At 57.9% G+C, this 26,262-nt stretch carries 21 protein-coding genes and 2 pseudogenes; 11 read left to right on the forward strand and 12 right to left on the reverse strand.

The genetic code is table 11. From position 1 onward, the window contains the following. From tnpC to PTE31013_RS24330, 3 genes and pseudogenes are all read left to right on the forward strand, one after another. The coding region (gene tnpC / locus PTE31013_RS24320) for an IS66 family transposase (RefSeq protein ID WP_246174906.1) at positions 1 to 1,330 on the forward strand (1,330 nt) is incomplete at its 5' end. 38 nt (positions 1,331 to 1,368) lie between these two features. After that, a pseudogene (locus PTE31013_RS24325) lies at positions 1,369 to 2,406 on the forward strand (acyl-CoA dehydrogenase family protein); the annotation flags it as partial. A gap of 121 nt (positions 2,407 to 2,527) precedes the next feature. After that, on the forward strand, positions 2,528 to 3,130 hold the full coding sequence (locus tag PTE31013_RS24330) for a helix-turn-helix transcriptional regulator (protein ID WP_124684263.1): 603 nt from the start codon (positions 2,528 to 2,530) through the stop codon (positions 3,128 to 3,130). A gap of 173 nt (positions 3,131 to 3,303) precedes the next feature. Here the strand turns inward: PTE31013_RS24330 and PTE31013_RS24335 are convergent, their stop codons facing one another. From PTE31013_RS24335 to aceE, 3 genes and pseudogenes are all read right to left on the reverse strand, one after another. Continuing rightward, complete coding sequence (locus PTE31013_RS24335) at positions 3,304 to 3,525, reverse strand: ferredoxin (RefSeq protein WP_196765233.1); 222 nt, start codon at positions 3,523 to 3,525, stop codon at positions 3,304 to 3,306. 20 nt (positions 3,526 to 3,545) lie between these two features. Continuing rightward, entirely contained in the window at positions 3,546 to 4,862 is a 1,317-nt protein-coding gene (locus PTE31013_RS24340) for a cytochrome P450 (RefSeq protein WP_081201625.1), read from the reverse strand. A 109-nt stretch (positions 4,863 to 4,971) separates the two neighbouring features. Then, a pseudogene (aceE, locus tag PTE31013_RS24345) lies at positions 4,972 to 5,334 on the reverse strand (pyruvate dehydrogenase (acetyl-transferring), homodimeric type); the annotation flags it as partial. Between the two features lie 151 nt (positions 5,335 to 5,485). Between aceE and PTE31013_RS24350 the strand changes: the two are divergent. Beyond that, positions 5,486 to 5,929, forward strand: a complete 444-nt coding sequence (locus tag PTE31013_RS24350; protein ID WP_043355349.1) for a MarR family winged helix-turn-helix transcriptional regulator — start codon at positions 5,486 to 5,488, stop codon at positions 5,927 to 5,929. A 357-nt stretch (positions 5,930 to 6,286) separates the two neighbouring features. Here PTE31013_RS24350 and PTE31013_RS24355 read toward each other — a convergent pair whose 3' ends face one another. The 4 genes from PTE31013_RS24355 to PTE31013_RS24370 form a co-directional block, all read right to left on the reverse strand. After that, positions 6,287 to 7,306, reverse strand: a complete 1,020-nt coding sequence (locus PTE31013_RS24355; protein WP_043355348.1) for a LacI family DNA-binding transcriptional regulator — start codon at positions 7,304 to 7,306, stop codon at positions 6,287 to 6,289. Between the two features lie 129 nt (positions 7,307 to 7,435). Next, on the reverse strand, positions 7,436 to 8,422 hold the full coding sequence (locus PTE31013_RS24360; protein WP_043355346.1) for a Bug family tripartite tricarboxylate transporter substrate binding protein: 987 nt from the start codon (positions 8,420 to 8,422) through the stop codon (positions 7,436 to 7,438). A gap of 58 nt (positions 8,423 to 8,480) precedes the next feature. Then, on the reverse strand, positions 8,481 to 9,704 hold the full coding sequence (locus PTE31013_RS24365; protein ID WP_043355344.1) for a CaiB/BaiF CoA transferase family protein: 1,224 nt from the start codon (positions 9,702 to 9,704) through the stop codon (positions 8,481 to 8,483). 34 nt (positions 9,705 to 9,738) lie between these two features. Next, positions 9,739 to 11,343 (reverse strand): FAD-binding oxidoreductase, encoded by a 1,605-nt coding sequence (locus PTE31013_RS24370; RefSeq protein WP_043355342.1) that lies wholly within the window; start codon positions 11,341 to 11,343, stop codon positions 9,739 to 9,741. Between the two features lie 472 nt (positions 11,344 to 11,815). Here PTE31013_RS24370 and PTE31013_RS24375 point away from each other — a divergent pair, with 472 nt between their 5' ends. The 6 genes from PTE31013_RS24375 (at position 11,816) to PTE31013_RS25225 (ending at position 18,291) form a co-directional block, all read left to right on the forward strand. Further along, on the forward strand, positions 11,816 to 12,697 hold the full coding sequence (locus PTE31013_RS24375) for a LysR substrate-binding domain-containing protein (RefSeq protein ID WP_043355340.1): 882 nt from the start codon (positions 11,816 to 11,818) through the stop codon (positions 12,695 to 12,697). Positions 12,698 to 13,029: 332 nt separating this feature from the next. Next, positions 13,030 to 14,541 (forward strand): FAD-linked oxidase C-terminal domain-containing protein, encoded by a 1,512-nt coding sequence (locus PTE31013_RS24380; RefSeq protein WP_043355338.1) that lies wholly within the window; start codon positions 13,030 to 13,032, stop codon positions 14,539 to 14,541. Position 14,542: 1 nt separating this feature from the next. Further along, complete coding sequence (glcE, locus tag PTE31013_RS24385) at positions 14,543 to 15,616, forward strand: glycolate oxidase subunit GlcE (protein ID WP_062794395.1); 1,074 nt, start codon at positions 14,543 to 14,545, stop codon at positions 15,614 to 15,616. 10 nt (positions 15,617 to 15,626) lie between these two features. After that, positions 15,627 to 16,886: a glycolate oxidase subunit GlcF gene (glcF, locus tag PTE31013_RS24390; RefSeq protein ID WP_043358198.1), complete on the forward strand. Its 1,260-nt coding sequence runs from the start codon at positions 15,627 to 15,629 to the stop codon at positions 16,884 to 16,886. A 127-nt stretch (positions 16,887 to 17,013) separates the two neighbouring features. Next, positions 17,014 to 17,538 carry a gamma carbonic anhydrase family protein gene (locus PTE31013_RS24395; RefSeq protein ID WP_043355330.1) on the forward strand — a complete coding sequence of 175 codons (525 nt, stop codon included), beginning with the start codon at positions 17,014 to 17,016 and terminating at the stop codon, positions 17,536 to 17,538. Between the two features lie 387 nt (positions 17,539 to 17,925). Further along, positions 17,926 to 18,291 carry a MarR family transcriptional regulator gene (locus PTE31013_RS25225; protein ID WP_224040759.1) on the forward strand — a complete coding sequence of 122 codons (366 nt, stop codon included), beginning with the start codon at positions 17,926 to 17,928 and terminating at the stop codon, positions 18,289 to 18,291. Positions 18,292 to 18,548: 257 nt separating this feature from the next. On the opposite strand, the gene PTE31013_RS24405 is transcribed toward PTE31013_RS25225, so the two are convergent. From PTE31013_RS24405 to PTE31013_RS24425, 5 genes are all read right to left on the reverse strand, one after another. Then, positions 18,549 to 19,976, reverse strand: a complete 1,428-nt coding sequence (locus PTE31013_RS24405) for an NAD-dependent succinate-semialdehyde dehydrogenase (protein ID WP_150615182.1) — start codon at positions 19,974 to 19,976, stop codon at positions 18,549 to 18,551. A gap of 62 nt (positions 19,977 to 20,038) precedes the next feature. After that, positions 20,039 to 21,007 (reverse strand): Bug family tripartite tricarboxylate transporter substrate binding protein, encoded by a 969-nt coding sequence (locus PTE31013_RS24410; RefSeq protein ID WP_043355327.1) that lies wholly within the window; start codon positions 21,005 to 21,007, stop codon positions 20,039 to 20,041. Positions 21,008 to 21,038: 31 nt separating this feature from the next. Next, positions 21,039 to 22,235 carry an NAD(P)/FAD-dependent oxidoreductase gene (locus tag PTE31013_RS24415; protein ID WP_062794398.1) on the reverse strand — a complete coding sequence of 399 codons (1,197 nt, stop codon included), beginning with the start codon at positions 22,233 to 22,235 and terminating at the stop codon, positions 21,039 to 21,041. Next, a complete protein-coding gene (locus PTE31013_RS24420; protein ID WP_043355325.1) occupies positions 22,235 to 22,432 on the reverse strand; it encodes a ferredoxin in 198 nt (65 codons plus the stop codon). The genes PTE31013_RS24415 and PTE31013_RS24420 overlap by 1 nt, the downstream gene beginning before the upstream one ends. A 23-nt stretch (positions 22,433 to 22,455) precedes the next feature. Further along, positions 22,456 to 23,745, reverse strand: coding sequence for a cytochrome P450 (locus tag PTE31013_RS24425; RefSeq protein ID WP_196765234.1), 1,290 nt, complete (start codon positions 23,743 to 23,745; stop codon positions 22,456 to 22,458). Between the two features lie 1,035 nt (positions 23,746 to 24,780). On the opposite strand from PTE31013_RS24425, the gene PTE31013_RS24430 reads away from it, so the two are divergent. Then, positions 24,781 to 26,157, forward strand: a complete 1,377-nt coding sequence (locus PTE31013_RS24430) for an MFS transporter (protein ID WP_150615183.1) — start codon at positions 24,781 to 24,783, stop codon at positions 26,155 to 26,157. The last annotated feature ends 105 nt before the right edge of the window (positions 26,158 to 26,262 follow it).

Consider the following 26,262-nt stretch of genomic DNA (forward strand, 5'->3'; position numbering starts at 1 on the left):
TTGCTGGCTGCGAGCCAACGTCTGCGATAGGACAAAAGTCTTAACGGGCAATATTTTCCGAATTCTGAAGCCGCCCCCTGCCGAGGCGCCGCAAAAGCCCAAACGCGCGCCGCTGCCGGCAAACCTGCCGCGTACCGTCATCCACCACGAACCCGAGTCGAGCACGTGTGGCTGTGGTTGCGAGATGAAGCGCATCGGCGAGGACGTGGCCGAGAAGCTGGACTACGTCCCGGGTGTCTTTACGGTGGAGCGTCACGTGCGTGGCAAGTGGGTGTGCGCCGAGTGCGAGACGCTGGCCCAGGCGCCTGTGCCGGCTCACGTGATCGACAAGGGTATCCCGACGGCCGGGCTGCTCGCCCAAGTGCTGGTGGCCAAGTACGCCGACCACTTGCCGCTGTATCGTCAAGAAAAGATCTTTGCACGCGCAGGCTTGGCCTTGCCGCGTTCGACCTTGGGGCAATGGGTTGGCGTGTGTGGCGTACGGCTGCAGCCCTTGGTCGACGCGTTGCGCGAAGCGTTGCTCACGCACGGCGTGCTGCACGCCGACGAGACGCCAGTGCAGATGCTCGATCCAGGCAAGAAGAAAACGCACCGTGCCTATCTGTGGGCGTACTGCCCCACAAGTTATGAGTCCGTGCGCGGTGTGGTCTACGACTTTGCGCCGAGCCGTGCCGGTGAGCATGCGCGCGCCTTCCTGAAAGACTGGCAAGGCAAGCTCGTGTGCGACGATTACGCGGGCTATAAGGCGAGTTTCGGCGCGGACGTGATCGAACTCGGCTGCATGGCGCATGCCCGGCGCAAATTCTACGAACTGCACGCCAATCATAAAAGCGAGGTGGCGGGTCAGGCGCTGGCGTACATCGGCATGCTCTACGACGTTGAGCGCGAGGTGGCGACACTCAGCCCAGACGAGCGGCGGTGCGTGCGCCAGGAGAAGGCACGTGCCGTGGCCGATGCATTGCATGCCTGGATGATCAGCCAACGGCAAAAAGTGCCAGACGGATCGGCCATCGCCAAAGCACTGGATTACAGCATCAAACGCTGGGAAGCGCTCACGCGCTACCTCGACGATGGCAATGCGCCGATCGATAACAACTGGGTGGAAAACCAGATCCGCCCCTGGGCGATTGGGCGCTCGAACTGGCTGTTCGCGGGATCGCTGCGAGCGGGCCAACGCGCGGCCGCCGTCATGAGCCTGGTGCGTTCTGCACAGCTAAACGGCCTGGATCCGCATGCGTACCTGAAGGACGTGCTGGAGAGGTTGCCGACACAGCGCGCCAGCGCCATCAGTGATCTGCTGCCGCACCGTTGGACGCCTGCCGTCCGTTGAAACCTCATCCGTCAAGACGGGTTTGCTAGCCGCTTACTGAGCACCGTCGCAGTTCCGAGAGCAGCGGCGGATTTTCCCCGGACGCGTATTCGGAGCTTGCGGAGCTTGGGCTGACTGGACTTTACGTCCCAGAAGAGTATGGCGGCGTCGGTATGGGGCCGGTCGACGTTATGGTGGTTATGGAGGAACTGGGGCGGGGCATCGTACTCGAACCGCTGGCGCAAGTTCTACTTGCGGGTGCAGTGCTGTCGAACTACGCCGAAGCAAGCGTACGTGCGGCGTGGCTGCCTACGATCGCTTCTGGAGAAAGTCTGGTCGTACTGGCCCAGCAGGAGCGCGCGAATCGTTATCGCATCGATACGTGCGAGACGCGAGCAGTCGAGACGGCGGAAGGTTGGGAGCTTACTGGGAGTAAGAGCCTCGTGCCGGTTGGCGATCATGCTGCTGCGTACATTGTACCCGCCATGATTGCTGACACTCTCGGAGCGTTCCTTGTGGAGCGCTCCGCCCCAGGTGTATTGGTACACCCTTATCAAACTGTCGACGGCTCGCGCGCCGCGGAGCTGACGTTGTCGAAGGCGCCGGGCACGCTAGTCACCCGCGAAGGCCAGGATTGCCTGTCGTATGCCGTGGATCTTGGCATTGCAATGACGTGTGCAGAGGCCGTGGGCGTGATGGACGTAACCCTGGAGGCTCTGGTGGATTACATGAAGACGCGCAAGCAGTTCGGCGTCGCTATCGCGAGCTTCCAAGCGTTGCGTCACCGCGTCGCAGATATGAAGATGAGTCTAGAGCTCGCGAGGTCTATGAGCTACTACGCCTCGCTCAACGTCAACGCGCCGGCGAACCAGAGACGTCGCGCCATGGCACAAGCGAAATATCAGTTGGGCGGGTCGATGCGATTCGTCGGCCAGCAGGCCGTGCAATTGCACGGTGGGATTGGAATGACGGATGAGTATATCGTCAGCCACTATTTTAGACGCCTTACCCAAATGGAATCGGTGTTCGGAGATACGCTGCATCATCTGGCGCAGATGTCGGACTCCATGCATCCCGAGCTTGACAAGGCTGCCTAAGGCGCCGCGAAGAGTAAGTGCTCGATGAATTGCGATGGCGGGTGACCCTCATCGTTTCCGGCAGCGCGGTGGTACATCCTCGCGCTGCTCATAGTATCGGACCGGGATAGTAGCGTAATTGATGCAGACGCAACTTCAGTCACGAAGCCAAGTCGGGATCCATGATATTTTTCTTCCAATTCCAATGAAAGTGACTTCGTTGAGTGGCGAGCAGATAATCATCCGACAAGGCTATTCACGCGTAATTAAAGAGGGGAAGTTCGTGAAGCTCCCCGCTTTTTCTCCTGCGAGTCTGTTCTTGGGCGGCTCTATTTTTAAGAGCTCGCATTGCAGCTTCGATCTGGATGTAACTAGTTATTCTGTGGTGCGTGATCAACCAATGCACGATCTGTGGGATTCCAGGCCGCTTTGGGAGGCAATTTCATTGTCGGTGTTTATGAATCCAAAGGAAGCTTGGAATATTGCAGATATAGCGGATAGTTTGCAGACAACATCCTCGAGAGTCAGGCGGACCCTCTTCAGCCAGGGCAATTGCTTCACGGAAATATGTAACACGCAGCGGCTTATGCGTTCGCTGTTCGAATTGGCAGGACTGGAAAGATCTATACCGGATATTTCGAACAGAATTGGGTGGAGCCAATCCTATGACTTTGAGTCATCTTTCTATAATAGATTTAAAGTTTCGGCAGATGTTATTTGCGGAATGAAATTTTATGCCCGCTAGGCGATCTATTTAGAGGAGCTCTACTGAACGTTTGCCAGCCATCAACCGCTTCGAAAGAGATGGGCGGCCGTTGGGCAGGCCGCCCTCTTTTGCGATGGAAGTACCATCCGCCCCAGCCTCGCGCGCGCAGGCTGCTCGTGCCGCCGTGATGCCGGCGGCCGTTGCCCCGATGACTACGATTTGCTTAGGGGAATCATCAGAGAGCCTCGTGAATCTCGATTGCCAACGCCGGACAGATCCCAGCAGCCAAGCGTGCAGATTTTGTATTGATCGGCCGACGGATCGGCATTCAAAAGAATGACGATTCCGTCATCCTTTTGGTCGAACAGATCCGGCGCATTGACGACGCATTGGCCGGAACCGCAGCATTTTTCGGGATAGATTGTGATTTTCATCGTGATTCGCCGTAGTGGATTTACCAGCTAACGGGCAGTGCCCTAACACCATACATGAGCGAATCGCTCTTGAACGCGAGGCTCTCGATGGGCACGGCCAGCCGAAGATTCGGCAGGCGCTTCAGTAGGGCGGTGAACATGATCTGCATTTCGACTCTGGCGAGAACTTGTCCCATGCACTGATGCGGGCCGTATCCGAATGCGATCTGTGTCCGGGCATCACGGCGGAGGTCAAAGACGTGGGGATCTTTGAACTGCTCCTGGTCGCGATTTGCGGAAATACTAAGCACGACAACGGGATCACCGGCTCGGATCAATTGCCCATTCACGACAACGTCCTCCAGTGCGACACGTCGCGTCCCGGACTGTATGACATCCAGGAAGCGTAGCATCTCCTCCACCGCGTTTGGAACGAGGCTTGGATTCTGGCGAAGCTCTTCCCAGATGTCCGGCCTCTGAAGTAGGAAGAGCACCCCCATCGACGTCGTATTTGCCGTCGTCTCGTGCCCGGCAATCAGCAGAAGCCTTCCAAGCGAGACCACGTCTGTTTCAGTGATATCGCCCTTCCGTACATGATTAACGATAAGGCGACTGAGGATGTCCTCCCCGGGGCTTTCGGATCTCTTCGCCACCAGTTCACGCAGGTATTCGCACAACGCTTGATTCGCGGCGCTAGCCTCTTCCCTCGTCGCGGTGCTCGACGTCATGATCATCGCCTGTTCTTGGAAGAAGTCGTGATCGTCGTATGGAACACCAAGCAACTCTGAGATAGCCAATGCTGGTGTCGCCAATGTAAAGGCGCTAACCAGGTCAGAAGGCTGCGGCCCCATCGCAAAATCTTCCAAGAGCTTGTCCACGATGGCCTGAAGTCGCGGCCGCAGATTCTCGATCTTTCGGATCGTGAATTCGCTGGTCAGCATCCGCCGTTGCTCTGAATGCTTGGGTTCATCCATGGTAATGAAGGTCCGGTTACTACTCCGAACAACCTTTACTGCGGCGCTGGAAGAGGGAAATCCCGGATGTGAGACGTCGGAGCTAAAGCGAGAGTCCGACAAGACAGCGCGAACATCGTCATAACGCGTGACAAGCCAAGCGATCTTTCCGTCCCAAAGCTTACCTTGTGCCAATTCGCCCTTCTGTTGCATCTGGAAGAACACCGGCGGCGGCGCCAAGGGATCTACGCGCTTAGGGGGGAAATCTGGGATTCCGCCGCTGTCGCCCTCAGCGTGAAAAGGACACGCTGATTTCGGCTCGTTCGCAGCCGCATCAAAAGGACAGCGCCCTTCTACCGCGGAAGATGGGTTGGAGGAAGGGGTGGGAGCAGGCGACTCCGTCATGGAAATATCTCCGAGGGCGATTGGTGGCTAATGTTAGGTAGCCTACCTATGTGGCGCAAAGGGGGGTTTACCCTCAACAACAGAATCGAAGGTCGACCCGTAGACATCAGAAGAAAGCGGAGAACCCATATGTGGCGATATGCCCGCCGACGTTGGAGTGCTTGCCCGCCCGCAACACCATCGCCATGGCATTCCAGCGCGCCATGGCGGCCAGTCGGCGCTCGATCGAGGTGTCGCCTGGGTACGGCTGCTCGCCCGATTCGGCAATCGTATTGACGTAGGGCGTCGTGATTGCGCCATGGAAATCCCCGTGTCGGGCCGCGTCCGATTCATGCAGGCGGCCGATCAGGTAGTGGGCGCGTTCGCGGCCTTCCACTTCGGTCACGGCGGCCAGGGCCTCAATCCATTCCTGGGTTTCCTGCGGGTCCACATCCAGCGGCAATACGTGTAGCGGCAACACCGGGGCATTCATCTCTGTCTCCATGGGATTGACGGGGCTTCGGTTCGCATCAGGCCCGGTCGGATAGGCGTGGCCATTGCGCTTCAAATAAATTGCAGTTGCAATCGTCTGGGCATTGTGAGCGCTCTGCGGCATAATTGCAACTGCAACTATTGGAGATACCATGTCGACTGAGAAGCCGGATTTGTGGTTTTCGTTTGTACGGTCGCACCGGGCCTTGATACGTGAGGTGGATCGGCGTCTTGCCGAGGCTGGACTGCCTGTCTACGCGTGGTACGACGTGCTGTGGGGGATTGAAAGCGGGCCGGAGGAAAGCCGCCGGATGCATGAGCTGGCCGATGTGCTTGCCATCGAGCGGTACAACCTGACTCGCCTGATTGACCGGCTGGAGCGTGAAGAGCTGGTGACCCGTATCCGGTCAGAGGAAGACGGCCGCGCCGCGTTCGTGTCCGTCACACGGCAAGGTAAGGCCTTGCGCAAGAAGATGTGGGGCATCTACGAGGCGGCGGTCAAAGAACTGTTTCTGGCCGAGTTCCGGCCGGAAGACATCGGGCGATTTTCTCGTGCGCTGGATGCGGCGGCAGCCAAAGCGGGGTGGCCGAAATAGGTTCGAACTCCCTTTTCGTGCGGTGACGCTTCTGGCTCGCGCCGGAGGGGACGAATGTGTCCGCTTTTTGGGACACGTTCGACTTAGTTGGCAACGGCGGTACCCTGACGCCTCAATCAAAGGTCAGTGGCATGACCGGCGCTTACCGGCCCACCCTAAGCGGACATCAGGATGGAGCAGAGACTGATATCCATTAGGCGCCCCGCATGACTGAAGAATTCCCTCAGAACGTTGTCTGCAACGCTTCATTTAATAGCTGGACAACGTATGCTTCGACCGCTTTGTGCCCGGTGAGGGCCTAGCTAGAGCGACGGCTGAGTTCCGTCCGTAGCGACAAAACGTAGTTTGGCTCACCAACTATTGGGGCGGCGCCGTACTTTCGCGAACTACAAGGTCAGGCTCGAACTCGGTCTGAATGCGTTTGGACCCGCCTTCAATCTGATCAACCAGGTTACGAGAAGTAAGTTCGCCAATCAGAACGGGATTCGAGTGTACGGTCGTGAGTGCGGGCGTCATCAGTTCCGCCATCTGCCAGTCGCCGAAGCCTGTAACTGAGATGTCGCTCGGAACCGATAGTCCCAATGTGCGGCACTCCGCGATCGCTGCCACAGCAACGAAGTCATTGATGCATATCAGGGCAGTCGGCTGTTCCTGATGCGGCAGCGAGTCATTACGCTCGAGACAGGTCCGAACCGCTTGCCGGACGGCAGATGCTTCGTACGGTGTCGGGAGAATGCGGTCGTCGGGTATCGAAATGCCGTTCTCACTGAGGACGTCTTGGATGCCCAGAAGTCGTTGAGAGGAGAGAAATTGAGTCTCTAGTGGCCCTGGGAGGACGGCAAACTTTCGATGTCCCTGTTTGACCAAATAGCTCGTCAACCTGCGCATCGCCAAGCGATTGTCATATCCCACCGTGGGATGCATACCCTCACGATCGACGGCCCACATTAGGACATACGGAATGGCATGCTTGTGGATTAGCGAGAAGACGTCAGGGTGATGCTGTGACCCGATAATGGCGATTCCGTCGACTCTGCGCTCCAAAAGCGCGCGCGCGCAGCGTAGTTCTGTCTCACTGTCGTCCCGGTGGCACGTCAATAAAACGGTGTATCCGAGCCGATCGAGCTGCGCCTCTAAGGTATCGACCGCTTTCGCGTAAAGCTCGTTCATCAGTGTCGGCGCAATGATGCCGACCGATCGCGTGCGCCCTTGACGCAGGTCCCGAGCCGAGGAAGACGGGACGTAGTTGAGGCTTGCGATGGCGTTCTGCACGCGCTCCAGCGTGTCAGGTCGCAGCCGATCCGGCGATGTCAGTGCACGGGAGACTGTTGCCGAGGAAACGCCGGCGAGGAGGGCGACTTGCTTGACATTCACCATATCGGATCAGCGGTTATCTTCAGCCTGGGATATCGGCCGACTGCCGTCATTGTAACGACCTTGGTAGTCCACAGGCAGTTTCCGTCGTCGGGGGGTATCCCGACGACGGACCGGCATTCCCGGTGAGGGCTAGTCGAGCCGGACCTTTGCTGAATCAGCCACGCGCTTCCATTTCGTAACTTCGGTGCGCAGAAACGCATCGAATGCTTCCGGGGTGCCGCCTGCGATCTGCGCGCCTTGAGCCATCAGCTTGTCGCGGACCTCCGGATCCTGAAGGGCTTTGTTGAACTGGCTGTTCATCTTAGCAACGATGGCTGGTGAGGTCCCGGTCGGCACCATAAATCCACCCCAAGAAACGGCTTCGTATCCGCTTATCCCGAGCGCTTCATCTACCGTCGGCACATCGGGCAGTGCCGGCAATCGAGTCTTGCTCGTGACCGCAAGAGCCCTGAGTTTTCCACTCTTGACATGTGGCATTCCAGCAAGCGCGGTGGGAAGGGCAACATTGATCTGCTGACCGAGCACGTCTGTGAGCGAAGGCGCGTCTCCCTTATAGGGAACGTGGTTCATCTTGACGCCAGCCATGGTACTAAGGAGTTCCCCGGCCAGATGGCTGCCCGAACCGTTGCCTGCAGATCCAAAGGTAATCTGTCCTGGCTTGGCCTTTGCTAATGAGACCAGTTGGCGCAGGTCCTTCACCGGCGAATTTGCTGCCGTGACGATAATGAGCGGCACCTTTGTCACCAAGACAACTGGCGTAAAGTCTTTCAGCGTGTCATAAGGAAGTCTCCCGTATACGGCCGGGTTGATGGCATTCGGCCCAAGGTTGGCCATCAGCACGGTGTAGCCGTCAGGCTGCGCCTTCGCAACGGCTTCATTAGCGATGATGCCGTTTGCGCCAGGCCGGTTCTCCACAACAACAGACTCTCCCCATGCCTGGCTAAGCTTAGCGCTTAGGAGCCTGGCGGTCACGTCTGAGGCGCCGCCAGGGGGATATGGAAGAACGACCCGAATCGGCTGGACCGGCCATTCCTTAGCGTGGGCGGCGGCCAGACCGATGGTCAGTGTCACTCCGCAAACGGCTAATGCCCCCGCAATTCGTAGCAATCGATGCATGTCTGTCTCCTTTGAACGTGATCTTTATGGTGATCACTGTGGTCGGGCGGATTACACGTCAGATCGTCCCATCGCGGCGCATTGCCTCAATTTGCTCCACAGACTTCCCGAGCTCATTTTTCAGGATGGTTTCAGTGTGTTCGCCCAGCGCTGGGGGCGCGCGAAGGTAGTCGATACTGCTGCGAGAGAACTTGATAGGGTTCGCAACCTGGGGCGCGCTTGCACCGCTGCTGTGGGGCAAAGAGAAAACCATTTCACGCGCCCGGATATGGGGATCCTCCAGTGCTTCTGGAATGCTCTGGATCGGGCCACAAGGTACGCCGACCGATTCCAGCAGTTTGAGCCACGTGTCTCTCTCTTCTTCTTCAAAGCGAGCCGAGAGCACCTCCACAAGACTTTCACGGTTCTTTAGACGATCCGCATTGCGTCGATAGCGGTCATCATCCGGAAGATTGATTAAACCCAGCGCTTCGCACATGGCTCGGAACTGCCGGTCATTACCGACTGCTACGATCAGAGAGCCATCGCTTGCAGGGAATGACTGATAAGGTGCGAGATTGGGGTGCGCGTTGCCCCAACGACGCGGGTGGCTCCCGCCCACCAAATAGTTCGAGGCCTGGTTTGCCAGCCACGCCACCTGCGTATCCAGCAGGCTCATATCGATGTACTGCCCGCGGCCACTGCCGACTCGCTCAAATAGCGCGCTGACAATTGCAACGCTTGCATACATGCCAGTCATCAAGTCCGATATGGGCACCCCGCATTTTTGCGGGCCGCCACCGGGGACGCCGTCGCGCTCGCCTGTGATGCTCATCAGCCCGCCCATGGCTTGCACCACGAAATCGTATCCAGCCCGCTTGCGGTATGGGCCCGTCTGCCCGAAGCCGGTGATGGAGCAGTAGACGAGCCGAGGATTGATCTCACTCAGGGTCTTGAAGTCCAACCCGTAACGTTGCATATCGCCGAACTTGTAGTTCTCAACGAAGACGTCGCAATCTTTGACTAGCTCGTGCAGCAAATCCTGACCGACCTTGCTGCTGACATCCAGAGTGATCGAACGCTTCCCGCGATTGGCGCAAAGGAAGTACGCCGACTCTTCCGTCGTCGTGCCATCCTCACGAGTAAGGAACGGCGGGCCCCAAGCTCGCGTGTCATCGCCGGTGCCGGGACGCTCAACCTTCATCACGTCAGCGCCCAGGTCGGACAATAGTTGCGTGCTCCAGGGTCCAGCAAGGATCCGGCTCAAGTCTAGGACCTTGATACCTGCAAGGGGGCCTGCCATATCTCCTACTCCTCTTTTTTGAGTTTCTAACTAATTAGCTCGGGTCGAACAGCACGCCAGGGTTCAAGACCTGGTGCGGATCAAAGGCCTGCTTGGCGGCCTTTAGCGCGGTGCAGAACAGCTCCGGCCGTTCCTTGTCGTACCAAGGGCGATGGTCCCGACCAAGCGCATGGTGGTGGGTCACCGTACCGCCTGCGTCCACCATGGCTTGCTCTCCAATGCGTTTGATCGCTTGGAACTGCTCGGGCAATCGAGCCTTATCGCCATAGGCAAACCACGTGAAATATGGCGCAGGGCCATCAGGGTAGAGGTGGGTAAAGCGGCAAGTCACCGAACCCGGGCGGCCGGTAACTTCGCGAATGGCCCGATGCGTTTCTGCCTTGACGTGCGCGTGAAGAGCGGCGAACTTGTCCCACGTGCACGCGGTTTCCATGGTCTCGCGCATGACGCCGCGAGCAATGGCGTACTCGCGCAGGTATGGGCCGCGCAGGAACTTGTTTCGCCAGCTCGATGTCGCAGCGTCCGCACCACCTTGGTTTCCGCTGACCGGATCATCGTCCCATTCGCCGCCGCACTCCGCGCAAATTTCCAGTGCTCGCTTCAGGCGTGCCTCGACCGGGTGGTCGGCGGACTCGAATCCCAGCACGAGAATGTCATAGCTGCCGTCGCTCGAACCCGTGTACAAGGCTTCTTCGCGTTCCACAAGGCGGGCATTGGCAGGGTTCAGTCCAGATTGAGACAGTACCCGTGTGGCCTCGACAGCGCGCGCATAGTCACGGAAACGTACGGTCACCTGCTTGCGGAAGACCGGCCGGCGGTGAAGCTTGACCCACGCCTCGGTAATGATGCCCAGTGCGCCTTCGGAGCCGAGGAAAAGTCGATCCGGATTGGGTCCCGAACCCGATACCGGGAAACGTCGGGATTCAATGGCACCCTGGGGCGTTACCACTCGCATGCTCTCGACGTGGTCGTCGATCTGAGTGAACGCGGTCGCAAAGTGGCCTGCTGCTCGCGTTGCGATCCAACCCCCCAGTGACGAGAACTCCCACGCTTGCAGGAAGAATCGCATGGTCAGGCCGGTGGGCTTGAGCTGTCGTTCCAGCTCCGGGCCAAGGACGCCCGCTTGAATGCGCGCGGCCTGCGATGTTTGGTCTACCTCCAGCACTTTGTTGAAGTGCTTCATGTCGATGGACACCACGCCACGGTAACGATCGTGCTCGGGCGGATTCACGCCGGCCACGACGCTGGTGCCGCCGCCGTACGGAACTGCAGCAACGTTCTGGCGCCCGCACCAGTCGAACAGGTCCACGATGTCCTGCTCAGTGCGCGGGTAGGCGATGACGTCCGGCGGGTTGGAAAATTCCCGGCGCATTGCGCGCGCAACATCCATGGTGCCCGCGCCGTAGGTGTGATACAGGCGGTCGTAATGATCGCTTGTGCAGATTTCGCGAAGCGACGCGGGCAGCTGTACGCGAGGTTTGCGCAGCGAAATTTCTTCGGGCGTCGGAAAAGGTGTCGCTTCGAAGTGCTCGACACCCAGCAAGCGTGTCCACGCTGCCTCGAACTCCCGGATTTCGTCCGGCGTGACGGTGTCACCCTCATAGCCCCACCCGTAAAACTTACGACGACGTTCCTGCATTGTTGCCTCCTGTGTGATGTGGTAATCGATTACATACGTTACGGTAACCTGCATCAGAGACTGTAAATAACCAATGCCAGTACGGTGATGAGGCGAAAACAGCACTGCGTGCAATCGATTACATAAGTTTAGATTGGTGCGGCATAATGTCAAGCAGTTAACGCAGTCGCGGCCATGGGTTGGAGCAGGAGTCGACGAAGAGATCGGATCGCTAAGAGACCTTCCCGCGGCGAGGTCACTGTGGGTTGGAGAGCGACTTACTTGGTGGTCTTCCCTTGCAGGGCGTCACGTACGTCCTTGCCTGAGGACCCAGTGAGTCGATCCTGAGCAAGCAATCTGGGGGCGCTTGCTCGTTGCAGCGTTGGCATGGTGCTCGAGCGACAGAGCAGCAAGAAGTGTGGCCGCTCCCTAGGCCTCAAGCGATGACATGCGGCATATCCGCCCTGGGTAGCCCACCAAACGGAGAGAAGATATGGCCCTGCAACACATCCCGCCCATTCAATGTCTTGTCACCTTCGAGACGGTTGCAAGGCTTCGGAGCGCCACACGTGCCGCCGACGAGTTGTGTGTAACAACCAGCGCCGTGAGTCATCGAATCCGCCAGCTTGAATCTCACCTCGGTGTTGAACTCTTCGGGCGGAGTGACTTCACGCTTTCTGCACATGGTGCAGCGTACCTGGCGAATGTCCGAAGCGGCCTCGCTGCGCTACAGCAGATGCCGGTCAAAAATGGAAAAGCCTCTTCCACGCGACTGCGGGTCGCGGTGACCCCAACTTTCTCCAGGCAGTTCCTGATGCCCAAACTGGAACTGTTCCGCAACAAGTATCCGGACATCGACCTTATCTTGCAGGTCTCCATCCCATTCCTGGACGTCACAGCCGAGCCATCCGATTTGGAAATCCGGTACGGCGCCGGCGGATATGCGGACGTCGATCATCGCGTCGTTCTCTCGGAGGAGGTGGCGCCGGCTTGCAGCCCTACCTATCTCAACGAGTTCGGCCCCTTCGAAGGCTTCGAAATGGCGGGTGAAATCGACCAGGCGCGTCTGATACGTAGCCCGCTTGAGCCTTGGACGACATGGTTCTCCTCATGTGGATTGACGAGAACGGAGCCGCATGTGGGCGCTCAATTCAACGATCTAGGGCTTCTCTATGACGCAGCCGCGTGCGGGTTCGGCGTGGCACTAGTGAGGACCCGTATGGCGCAGTCATGGCTAGAGGGGGGGCGACTCATCCGCATATCGGATCGATCCGTGCCTTCACCGATGGCGCACTACTTATGCTGGGAACCTGGGGCCCTGGAGAGATGGGAGTGCGCCGCCTTTATGGAGTGGCTCACCGACTCGCTAAGTTGAGCGGCCCAAACACGGCAATCAAGTTTTCTGCAACTCAACCGCAAATAACTCTCAACCTGCTATATCGCGTGATTGTCTACAGTCAAGTCATGGCGTCTCGTCGACGCCTTTGACAGAAGTGTATTAGAACCTCCCCACACAATGCATCGCATTCATCGCTCAACGTTTGAGCCTCAGCGCCCGGAAGCAACGCTCCGCCTTGGAGCTGCAGCATCCGTCCAGGCTGATTGCGCGGTTCGCCGGCTCGCTACGGTCGCGCCGTCGCTCCGCACTGATTATCCAATAGACCGGCACAGCACGACGCAGCTTCATCGCACCAGGAGGGCAAAGTCATGAATGCGACGCGTGACGGCTGGTTGGCACATCCTACTGACGCTGAGCGGAGGGAAGCCCGGCGTGCGGAAGTGGTTTCCGCGCTAGAAGGCGTGCTGCCTAGGGACCTTATCCTGTCGCAGCGCGAGGACACCCAGCCATTTGAATGCGATGGCCTTACGGCCTATCGGGCGCAGCCGCTCGTCGTGGTGCTTCCCGAAACAGAAGAGCAGGTTGTTGCCATTCTGCGAACGTGCAAGACGCTCGGTGCGCCCGTCGTGGCTCGGGGCGCAGGCACGGGATTGTCAGGCGGTGCGCTCCCACATGAGATGGGCGTGCTCCTTTCGCTCGCTCGTTTTAACCGGATCGTCAGGGTAGATCCTGTGAGTTGTACCGCAGTGGTCCAATGCGGTGTACGCAACGCCGCAATCAGTGAGGCAGCCGCTACGTATGGGCTGTACTACGCCCCCGATCCGTCCAGCCAGATTGCCTGCACGATCGGTGGAAACGTGGCCGAGAATTCCGGAGGCGTCCATTGCCTCAAGTACGGACTCACGTTGCAGAACGTAATGAAAGTACGGGGATACACCATTCAGGGCGAGGCGATAGAGTTTGGATCGGAAGCCCTTGATGTCCCTGGGCTCGATTTGCTCGGCGTCGTTGTAGGCAGTGAAGGGATGCTCGCAGTGACATTGGAAGTCACCGTCAAGTTAATTCCTAAGCCAGAACTTGCGCGATGCATCGTTGCAAGCTTCGACACCGTCGAAGCCGCTGGTGACGCCGTAGCCAACGTCATCGCGGCCGGCATCATCCCAGCCGGCCTGGAACTGATGGACAAGCCGATGACCGCCGCCGTAGAGGACTTCGTGCATGCTGGCTATGACCTGGACGCGGCCGCAATCCTATTGTGCGAGAGTGATGGGACGGCGTTGGAGGTCGAGGACGAGATTGTGAAGATGAATGCCGTCCTCACCGCCAGCGGGGCCACTCGTCTTGAAGCAAGTCAGGACGAGGCGCAGCGTCTTCGTTTCTGGAGCGGGCGAAAGAATGCATTTCCCGCGACGGGGCGCATGAGCCCGGATTACCTGTGCATGGATTCCACGATTCCTCGCAAGAGTCTCGCTGCGATCCTTCGAGCAATCAGCGAGATGGAGGTGCGCTATGGGCTTCGCTGCGTGAACGTGTTCCACGCCGGCGACGGGAATCTACATCCGCTGATCCTTTTCGACGCCAACAATCCCGAAGAACTGCACCAGGCGGAGCAATTCGGCGCTGAGATTCTGGAAACAAGCGTCACGCTTGGCGGGACGGTGACCGGAGAGCACGGTGTGGGCGTGGAGAAGCTGAACTCAATGTGCGTTCAGTTCTCAGGCGCAGAGCGAGAACAAATGTTTGCGCTGAAACGTGCATTCGATCCGCAATCGCTCTTGAATCCTGGGAAGGTAATTCCGACGCTGCATCGATGTGCCGAATATGGTCGCATGACTGTTCGGCGTGGGATGCTGCCGCATCCAGAAATCCCGAGGTTCTAGAATGACGACGATCCCCACGGAAGTGTCTCATCTGATTGAGACAGTCCTGCATGCAAGAAAAACGAAGACCTCTCTCAACATCGTTGGCGGCGGTACGAAATGCTTCTACGGTGAAGAGCCGTCGGGTGAACCGTGTGATGTCCGGCGCCTCAGCGGAATTTGCAGCTATGAACCGTCTGAGCTGGTTGTCACCGCTCGTGCAGGCACACCGCTAGAAGAACTTGAGGCCGTGCTGGCCGAGCACAATCAGTACCTTGCCTTTGAGCCGCCACGCTTTGCTAAAGGAAGTACTGTCGGAGGAGCGGTCGCGGCAGGTCTGAGCGGGCCAGCACGCGTCGGGGTAGGGTCCATTCGGGACTTCGTTCTCGGCGCGACCATGATTAACGGCAAAGGCGAGCTTCTGACATTCGGCGGGCAAGTGATGAAGAACGTTGCCGGTTATGACGTTTCGCGTCTCCTGGCGGGCTCAATGGGAACACTCGGTGTTATCTGTGAGGTCTCGCTGAAGGTTCTGCCCATTCATTCATCGAGGATCACCCTGTTCATTGAACGCGACGAAGCAGGGGCGTTGTCTCTCTTAAACGGGCTGACTCGGCAAGCATTGCCAGTCAATGCGAGTGCCTGGCACGACGGAAAGCTGTTCCTCCGACTGAGTGGTGCAGCCTCTGCTGTCACGGAAGCCAGAAAGCGTTTGGGCGGGACTGAGCTGGAACCAGACGAAGCGTTGTCCTGGTGGGATGCCGTCCGCGACCACCGCCACGACTTCTTTTCACAGAGCGACGCGCCTCTCTGGCGTGTTTCCGTTCCGGCAGTCTCCCAACCCTTCTTGGCCGCGAATCAGCTTATTGAATGGGGTGGTGCATTGAGATGGCTATACACCGACGATCCCATCGAGGACGTTCGGGAAATGGCGTCATCGCTTGGTGGTCACGCCACGCTGTTCAGGGATCCGCATCATAGGAGCGGCGTGTTCACGCCACCGAGCGATGCGCTCTTCGAGATTCATCGCAATCTCAAGCAAGCGTTTGATCCCGATGGCATCTTCAATGTTGGTCGACTCTACCCCGGCCTGTAAGGGGCTCCATATGCAGACAAAACTAAGTCATGAGTTTGCCAACACTCCAGAAGGGGCGGAGGCCGAAGAGATTCTGCGCAAGTGCGTGCATTGCGGCTTTTGTACGGCAACGTGTCCGACTTACCTGCTTCTGGGCGATGAACGTAACGGACCCCGGGGACGCATCTACTTGATGAAGCAGTTGCTTGAGGGGGAAGAGGTCACAGCAAGCACCCAACAGAATCTAGACCGCTGCTTGACGTGCCGGAACTGTGAAAGCACCTGTCCCAGCGGTGTCGAGTACGGCAAGCTAGTTCACATTGGGCGGAAGCTAGTCGATGAGCGAATTCCTCGTCCGCCAAAAGACCGCGCGGTGCGTTGGCTGCTGCGTGAGGGGCTAACTTCGCCATTGTTCTTGCCGGCCATGAAGATTGGCCGAATGGTTCGGCCGCTACTTCCTTCCAAGCTCGCCAACAAGCTTACGCCGAGCAGACCTGCGGGTCAGCGCCCAACGCGCCGCCACGCCAGGAAAGTGCTCATGCTCGAAGGTTGTGTGCAGCCGGCGATGATGCCGAACATCAATTCTGCGACCGCGCGGGTACTCGATGCAGCCGACTTTCAGGTTGTAAGTGTTCCTCGAGCCGGTTGCTGTGGCGCGATCCGGCTGCACACCGGAGATCACAAGGGCGGCCTCGATGATATGCGCAGAAACATCGACGCCTGGTGGCCGGCGATTTCCAGCGGTGAAGTCGAGGCAATTGTCATGAACGCGTCCGGCTGCGGCGCGACCGTGAAGGACTACGCCGACTTGCTAAAGCATGACGCGGAGTACGCCGAGAAGGCAGCTCGGGTTAGCGAGTTGACCCGCGACCTGAGCGAATTGCTTCCTGAACTTCTGCCAAGACTGCGCGGCAAAGTCAAAGCGTGCGACAAGCCGGCCTTGGCGTTCCATCCGCCGTGCACGCTGCAACACGGCCAGAAGCTGCGGGGAGTGGTGGAGGAGCATCTGGGACAGTTGGGCTTTTCCGTTCATCGTGCCAGCGTGGAGAGTCACCTTTGTTGCGGCTCAGCCGGCACCTACTCCGTTCTGCAGCCCGAAATTTCACTCCAGCTCAGAGACCGCAAGATCGAGCATCTGAGCGAGAAGCAACCTGACTGCATCGTGTCCGCGAACATCGGTTGCATCCAGCATTTGCAAAGTGGAACGCCCACGCCAGTAAAGCACTGGATCGAGGTACTGGATGATGCAATCGAGCCGGCAGTCCAACCAGAGGAACAAGTATTTATCTAGCGGCAGGGCAAGAAACGGCGTCGAAGTCGGCACGGGCTGCGAGAGCGGCCCATGCAGTAGTGTTTCGCCTCCTGCAAGTAACGCGGTCGGCGAAAAGTTAGTCACATCAAGATAAGAGGAGCATTTTGTGGCGATCTATCGAATTGGAGAGAAAGAACCGACAATTCATCCGAGCTCGTATGTATCCGAGCATGCGGTAATCATCGGCGACGTGGAAATCGCCGAAGACGTGTCCATCTGGCCCGGCGCTGTGATCCGCGGCGACAATGAAAAGATCACGATTAGGCGAGGCGTGAACGTCCAGGAGGGGGCTGTGTTGCACACCGATCCTGGCTTTCCCGTCGAGGTAGGCGAGATGGTCTCCATTGGACACCAGGCGATGCTTCACGGTTGCAAGGTCGGAGCACGTAGTCTGGTCGGCATTCAGGCTGTGATCCTGAATGGATCCGAACTCGGACAACAATGCCTCGTGGGGGCCGGATCCTTGATCGGCGAGCGCAAGAACTTCCCGGCAGGAGGCTTGGTCATGGGCACACCTGCAAAGCAGGTACGTGAACTAACGGAGGAAGTCAAAGCTGCGATCGAGAAGAACGCTGACGACTACATTAACAAGGCGAAGACGTACAAGAAGGACCTGGTCAAGCTGAGTTAGCAAGCTCCGCGCGTCGGCGGATCAAGCGTCGACGCCTTGAGACGAGAGCGCCAGCCAGCGCCTCGTCTCGTCATCCCTCTCCATCAAGATTGGTGCTCCGGCCATCGCGAACGAACGCGACAAGGCCCGGCCTTGAGTTGCTACCCGGCCACAGGCACAGAACCCCTTCACGCGCCGCCGCTGTCTGCGTGGTCGCTACCCTCACCAGTCGGACCATATCGACTCGGTGCCTCCAGGTACTTCGCGCGATCATTCTTCACTGAATCGTTATATCATCTGCTCAGTGATTGCCCCCTTTTTGTAGACATGACAGAACCTACGGTTGAAATGCTTGCGGACGAACTTAGACCCCGCTTGATGCGGATCGTTGTAGCGCTGCGGCGGGAAATGAGAGCGGCGCACGTGCCCCCCGCGCAGAGCGCTGTTCTTAGTGCATTGCTCGTAAGAGGGCCGATGCGAGTTAGCGATCTGGCCAGGAATGAAGGCGTCAGATTGCCTACGATGACGCAGATTGTCGGGCGGATGGTCGACGCCGAGTTAATCGCGCGCTCCGCACCCGTCGGCTCGTACAACAACATGATTCAGATTACTGATGAAGGCCGGGCTGTGGCCGGCAAATTGGCCGCACAGCGGACGGCGGCACTGGGCAAGCGCATGGAGGGATTGACGCCCGAGGAGTTGCAGACGGTGATCGCGATGTTCCCCATCATCGATAAGATGTTCAAAAGAGAACCGTGGCTGGACCACGAGTAATACCAACGAAATCTTCCTGGAAGACGACACGATTCGAGAAGGCTTATCGCTAGCCGGCCGCGCTTGCGCTGCAACTGCGGAGCCATGCAGGGAGTTGTCAGAGTCGCCGAGAGCAACCGCATCGCCCAATATGGGGCGCACTGCCGCGACCTATACGCTAATAAAAAAGGCGCCTAACACTCACTTAGGCGCCAAAACCTGACTGGGAACGTAGCTTCGGGGGAAAGGGCGACGTATCGCCCTTTGCGGCCCCCGATCTACACTTGAGTTACAAATTTCGTGACGAGATAGCCGTCGAACGTCTCGGTCCCACCCTCACTCCCGATACCGCTATCTTTAATGCCTCCAAACGGTGTTTCGGCGAGAGCGCTTCCAAAGTGGTTGATGTTGACCATGCCGGCCTCAAGGCGGGTAGAGACAGCATGCGCTGTCTTCGCTGACTCGGTAAACACGTAAGACGACAGGCCGTAAGTCAGTTTGTTCGCCCGTGCCAGCACCTCATCCAGATCGTCGAACGCTACAACCGGGGCGACAGGGCCGAATGGCTCGCAAGTCATGAGCATGGAGTCGTCTGAAATGTCTATAACGACGCTGGGCGCGAAGAAATGTCCTGTGTCGCTGCACCTGGAACCGCCCACGATCACATTTCCGCCGCGCGCTTTGGAGTCAGCAATCAATGCTTCCATTGCTGCAATGCGGCGTTGGTTTGCGAGTGGTCCCATTTGTGTCGAGCTATCGAGCCCGTTGCCGACGCGCACCGAGCTAATCACGTCAGTAAAACGCCTTAGAAACCTATTGTAGGCCCCGCGCTGAACGAAGAAGCGGGAGGGTGAAACGCATACCTGTCCAGCATTTCGTAGCTTGAAGGTTGCAAGCTTCTCGGCGGCAGCATCGACATCCGCATCATCGAAGACGATTGCAGGGGAGTGGCCACCAAGCTCCATGGTGATTCGCTTCATATGAGAGCCTGCAAGAGCTGCAAGTTGCTTGCCGACAGCAGTGGACCCCGTAAATGAGATCTTCTGAACCAACGGAGATGCGATTAGATATGCTGACACCTCCGAGGGTACTCCAAAAACTACGTTCAAGCAGCCAGGAGGAAGACCAGCATCATGGAACAGTTGAGCTATCGCCAAGACGGCACTCGGAGTCTCTTCTGGCCCTTTCAGAACTATTGTACAACCAGCACCAAGCGCGGCGCAGATTTTACGGATAGCTTGGTTGAAGGGAAAATTCCAAGGGGTGAAGGCTGCGCAGACTCCGACCGGCTGACGTAGTACGAGTTGGCGGACGTCGGGGTGCCGGCTAGGAATCACCCGGCCATAGATTCGGCGAGCCTCTTCTGCATGCCATTCTGCATGTTCTGCACAAACCGTTACTTCGCCCACGGCTTCGTGCAGAGGCTTCCCCTGGTCAATGGTCATGTTGCGGCCGATTTCCGGCGCCCTTTGACGGGCGAGCTCCGCAACTTTACGCAAGATTGCACTGCGTTCCAAAGGCGATGAGTCGCGCCACGTCAGGAAAGCTCGATGAGCCGCCTCGACGGCGGTGTCGAGGTCCTCGCGGGTGGCGAGCGGCAGTCGCCCAACGACCTCCTCCGTCGCAGGATTGACTACGTCCTGGTGTCGCCGGCCTTCAATGCCGAGAAATTCGCCATTGATGTAAAGGGATAATTCTGGATACACAGCGTGTACTCCAATGACTAAGAGGTTAGCTACGAAATTCTGTGCTTGTGACGGAGGTCGATCTATTCGAGCTTAAAATCACCGACCTTAATTACTGCATCAATGCTCTTCTTGCGCTGCTTAAGGTAGCCCTCGAAATCCTCCGGGGACTGCGTAATGACTTCCATTCCAGTGCCTTGCATCCGCGTGCGAAGCTCGCCGTTCTTCAAAATCGTAGCGACATCGCTCTGCATTTTTTTGATTGCGTTCTGGGGCATCTTGGCAGGCGCATACAGGGCGATGGTTCCCGTAAGCTGGACGTCAATCCCCGCTTCCTTGAATGTAGGGACGTTTGGCAGCATAGGCGAGCGTTCTGGCGTCGACACGGCAAAGGCCTTCACTTTTCCAGCCTTAACGAGTTGCGCGATCGGTGCCATATCGATCATGAGCATATCGATCTCGCCTGAAACGATAGCGGGGACACTTTGCCCAGCACTCTTGTAGCCGACTGGGGTCATCTTTACCCCGGTCTTTTGCGCGAACTCCTCCATACCGACACGCATGCCCAAGTTGGCCCATCCGTACGTGAACTTCCCGTTGGCCGCACGAGCTGCCTTAATGAGGTCAGCGAGGTTGTTGTATGGCGCGGAAGCCGGGGTCACCACAACGAGTGGGGTTGCGGCTAGCCCGCTCACAAGGGTGAGTTCCTTGGTGGGATCGACAGCAACAGTGGGGCGCAAGTTTGCGTCGATGATCAACGTGGACGGGGGCATGACCAGAAGGATCGAACCGTCCGGTTCAGCTCGCGCGACAGCCTTGCTGGCGATCGCCCCGTTTGCGCCTGGCCGATTTTCGACGATTACGGGCCGATTCCAGATTTTTGCCAGCTCTTCGCCAACTGCGCGTGCAACTACGTCGGTGCCACCGCCCGGTCCGTAGCCAACAAAGAGCCGGACCGGCAACGGGCCAGATTGCTGGGCGTACAGGATGGAGGGCAGGGCCAGGGAGCAGAGTAGGACTGCTCTGCGGATAGCCGAAGCGGGTTTTGTCATGTTGTCTCCTCTTTTATTATGAAATACAGCCTTAACCTGCTACCGCAGCTGGAGCGTGGCTCTTCGTCCACTCCTCCTTCAACAGCTTGATGTGCTCACGCGCTTTTCTACTGGCGTTCCAACTAAGAACGCCCATCAAAACGTCTCCCTGGTAGTAGCGAAAGATGCAGGAGTCGTCTTTCAGTTGATCCCCTTCGACAACTTCAACGGTGTATTGAGGGCCGATGCGTCCGTAGCTGTGGATTTGGACCTGGTACTGATCCGACCAGAAGAACGGCAGCGGAGCGTATTCAACGCGAGAGCCGAGCATGTTCTTTGCCGCGGCCATCGCCTGTTCGCTTGCATTCGTCCGGTGTTCAATACGCATGTGCTCGCCGTAGCCTTTGTGAAACCACTCTGCAGCATCGCCGGCGGCATATACGTTCGGGGCTGCTTCACAGTATTCATTGCAGACTACGCCGCTGCGGATGTTTAATCCGCTGCACCACTGCACGCTGGGAACTGCGCCGATAGCCACAACAATTACGTCGCAAGCAATCACAACCCCAGTGTCCAAGCGGACTTCGGTAATGGTGCGGTCACGCCATTTCACCTCCCTGAGTTCGCAGTCGTTGTGGAAAACCACGCCGTTGGCTTCATGGAGTTTTTCGATCCGCTTCCCAACGATATCCCCGACTCGCGCCCCGAGAGGAACTTTCGACTTGTCGATGACGGTCACCTCACAGCCGCTGGTCTTTGCAATCGCCGCTAACTCTGTGCCGATGAAGCCCGCGCCGACTACTAGTGCCCGCTTTCCGGCAGTCAGATGTTCCCGAATCGCCAGCGCGTCGTTTAAGTTGCGCAGGCTGTAGCAGTTCGCCGCCTGGCTGAGGTTGGGAATCACTCGAGCGTCCGCGCCCGTGGCGATCAGCAAGCGATCATATTGAAGTGTGGAGCCGTTGCTGAGTTGCAGTGAACTGGCGTCCGTATCGAGGCCGGTGGCCGATGTCCCGTCCAGGTAGTGCAGGTTCAGCGCCTTCATGCCGTCTTCGGACACAAGGTTGAGCGCCTCTACCGGACATTCTCCTGCCATCAGCCGCTTTGAAAGAGGAGGGCGGTCATAGGGCATGCCGCCTTCCTTTCCAATCAGCGTGAGCCGCCCTCCCCAGCCCTGTGCGCGCAGCGCTCGTGCTGCCGTGATGCCGGCGGCCGAGGCGCCGACAACGACGATGTGCTCGGGGGAGTTCATCACTGATCCTCGTGAATCTCGATGGCGAGCGCTGGGCAGATGCCAGCCGCCAGGCGTGCTGATTCGAATTGGTCAGCCGACGGCTCTGCGTTCAAGAGAATGACGATGCCATTGTCCTTTTGGTCGAACAGATCCGGCGCGTTGACGACACATTGACCAGAACCGCAGCACTTTTCGGGGTAGATTGTGATTTTCATGATGCTTCTCATTTAAGTCGGGATTACCAGCGAACAGGGAGTTCCTTGACGCCATACATGAGTGAATCGCCCTTGAACTCAAGGCTTTCCACGGGAACAGCAAGCTCGAGGTTCGGAAACCGCTCCAGCAAGGCGGTGAACATGATCTGCATTTCGAGCCGTGCGAGGGGTTGACCGATGCACTGATGCGGGCCGTATCCGAACGAGACCTGCGTCCTTGAATCTCGGCGAAGGTCGAACACATTCGGATCTTCAAATTTCGAGCTGTCGCGATTGGCCGAGACACTCAGCACTACAACGGGGTCGCCCGCCTGGATCATTTGTCCGTTCACGACAATGTCCTCGGTCGCGACACGACGCTTTCCTGAATGTGTGACATCCAGATAGCGCAGAATTTCTTCCACCGCATTTGGAACGAGGCTTGTGTCTTGTCGAAGCTCATTCCAGATATCCGGTCGTTGCAGGAGGAAAAGCACTCCCATTGCGGTCGTATTCGCCGTGGTCTCGTGGCCGGCAATCAGCAAGAGCCTTGCAAGGGAAACAACGTCCGTTTCGGTGATATCGCCCTTTCGTACGTGATTGACGATGAGGCGGCTGAGGATATCTTCCCCGGGGTTCTCCGATCTCTTCGCCACCAGGCCCTTCAGGTACACCTCGCACAACTCATGATTTGCGGCGATGGCCTCCTCAAGCGTCGCACTACTCGACGTCAGGACCATCGCCAGTTCCTGAAAGAAGTCATGGTCTTCGTACGGAACGCCAAGCAACTCTGAGATCGCCAATGCCGGCGTAGCCAACGTAAAGGCGCTAACCAGGTCGGAGGGTTGAGGCTTTGTTGCGAAGTCGTCCAGCAGCTTGTCTACGATCGCCTGAATCCGCGGGCGAAGGGCCTCGATTTTGCGGATCGAGAATTCACCTGTCAGCATGCGCCGATGCTCTGCATGCTTGGGTGCATCCATGGTGATGAAGGTCCGGTTACTACCCCGGGCAACTTTCATTGCAGCACTGACAGTGGGATAGCCGGGATTCGTAATGTCAGAACTAAAGCGAGGGTCAGACAGGACCGAGCGGACGTCGTCATAGCGCGTAATCAGCCAGGCGATCTTTCCGTCCCAGAGCCTAGCTTGCCCCAAGCCGCTTCCTTGCTGCATCTGGAAGTACACCGGCGGCGGCGACAAAGGATCGACCCGTTCGGGCGGAAAGTCGGGGATGCCGCTGTCCCCGCCAGCGTGCATCGGACACGTGGACTGCGCAGGTGAGGCCGCGTGAAACGGGCAGCCAGTCGACTGCGTGGGGGTTTGGGGGGCGGTCATGAATATGTCTCCGATGGGAAATTGTGAGTACATATTAGGTAGCCTACCTACTATATGCAAAAGGGGTTTACCCTAATCGGTGCAGAGGATTGACCTCGCGTCACAAATCTCGAGCGGGACCAGGGGTGGGAGAGGAGGGCGTGGCTAGACTGGGGGAGCCCAGTTGGCCTGAAGGCGGGCGACCGCCGATTTCAGTGGTCAAGATATGCCGCCGGTGACCCACTGGGTATGCGCGAGGACTGTTTGCCTTCTGGTTGTTATAGCTCGTCCCAGGGTAGATATGCGGTCCGGCCGGGCTGGCTGACGACAGAGGTCGGTACCGAGTGAGGCGCGGCCGGAGGCCCGCTTGGGACCTGCTGGAGGCCACCTTTGACGCCGGGACCTTCCGTAAGGTCGGGATCGCAGGGCTTCGGTTCTTACCTATGCATAGGCGTGAAAAAACACCCGCATGGACGTGGGGTTAGAAGTGCGCGATCGCCACCACTCGCTGACCAAGGGGGCAGCCTCACGACGCGTTGTTAAAGAGGCGCGGGGGGACAGTGAAGCCGGTGCAAGAAGGCAAGCGAGAAAGCCGAAGCGACCTCGCTTTGGCAGCCTACAAATCAAATAAATAGGCTCCAGCTCTCCCCTAACTCGGCACTGAGGTACTCGAACATCGACATGAATCGAAAGCGCTCCCATTGATTGAACGCCTCGCGTACCGCTGCCATCAGTGACATAGCTACCTCCGGGGTGATCGACTTTAGTTAGGGGGGCCACCGCAAGAAAAAAGCAGGTCTTTCAACACTCGTTCGCATCGGCGCATAGCCCATTCCACGATGCAATCGATTACATAGAGCGTAGGTCGCCACGATGGTCTGTCAAGATAAAGCGTAAAAGTGTCATTTGCGGCTCAAAATCAGCCACCTGACTTCGTTGATGGGAGGGTAAACGCCTATTTGATTGTAATAGGTAGGCTACCTAATATTTACCACAAATAAGAGTAAGCGCGCTTCGGTTTTTCAAACATTGCTTATAGAAGTGGAGACAAAATCAATGCAACATCATCCCCGAAGAGGTTCGACCCCCACCCCCCAGCGGGTCCGGGATATTCTCAAGCCGATCTCCGGTGCCGCCGTGGGAAACATGCTGGAGTGGTTTGACTACTCGTTGTATGGCTATCTTTCCGCCACCCTGGCGAAGGTGTTCTTCCCAAGCAGCGACCCGATCGTTAGCCTGATAGCGGCTTTCGCGGCATTCTCCGTCGCATTCGTTACCCGACCACTCGGCGCTCTGTTTTTTGGATCGCTGGGAGACCGGCTTGGACGGCGCGATACGCTCGCGATTGTCGTTGGTTTGATCAGCGTTTCGACGGGGTTGGTCGGTGTCCTACCGGGATACGAGGCGATTGGCATCGCCGCTCCTTTGCTGCTGGTAGCCCTACGCATGATTCAGGGATTTTCCGCGGGAGGCGAAGCAGGTGGAGCACTCGCATTCCTTGCCGAGTACGCCCCGACACGCCGGCGTGGCGTTGTGATCGGGTTCTTCGGTATGTCGGCTGGAATTGGTGCGTTGAGCGGATCCGGTCTTGTTCTGGCGATCACCAGCATTTTTGGTCAGACGGCAGTTGAGGCATGGGCCTGGCGATTGCCCTTCCTGATCGCTGGTCCGATTGGGTTGGGTGCGTTCTGGCTGCGGCTGCGCATCGAGGAAACACCGGCATTCCGGTTGCACTTGGAACGCGAGGGCGCGGCACAAGCACCATTGCGCGAAGCCCTTCGTGACGACTGGCGAAGCATTGTCAAATGTCTTGGCGTAGCGATCTCACACGGCATCCCTTACTACTTGATCCTGGCGTATCTCCCGTCTTATCTCGTGTCAACTGGACGGTTGAGTAGCGGGCAAGCTATAGCGGCGTCCGGCCTGGCCTTTCTGGGTTCAGTGATTGTGATCCCATTCGCTGCAGCGCTATCCGACCGCGTGGGTCGACGACCCGTCGCCTTTACGGCGGCATTGGCATACCTCGTCGTTGCGCTTCCTTTGTTCCGGATCGTCGTGGGCTCGACACCAGAGGTGGTAATTGCCACGATGGCTAGCGTCGGGGTATTGATGGGGATGTATGGCAGCGCGCCGTTCTGCATGATGACGGAGTTGTTTCCGACACGCACACGCTACAGCGCCATGTCGGTAGGCTACAACGTGGCCATGGTGCTATTTGGCGGCACCGCTCCTTTAATCAGCGCTTCTCTGACGAAGCTGACCGGAAACCCTTCATCACCCGCCTATTTCATGATGGGGGGCGCAGTGTTGTCTATTTTTGCCATCTTGGCGTCTCCTGAAACGTCACGAGTACCGATTGATGAGCTCGGACAGTCGGACGAGCACATTCGCCGCGTGCGCATGGCGCTCAAGGCATCGGCTCGCGTTGAGTGATCTCCTGATTATGAAAACCGCTACATACTGCCTTCTGGTTGTTATAGCTCGTCCCAGGGTAGATATGCGGTCCGGCCGGGCTGGCTGACGACAGAGGTCGGTACC

This window comes from Pandoraea terrigena (assembly GCF_902459705.1).
GTDB classification, from domain to species: domain Bacteria; phylum Pseudomonadota; class Gammaproteobacteria; order Burkholderiales; family Burkholderiaceae; genus Pandoraea; species Pandoraea terrigena.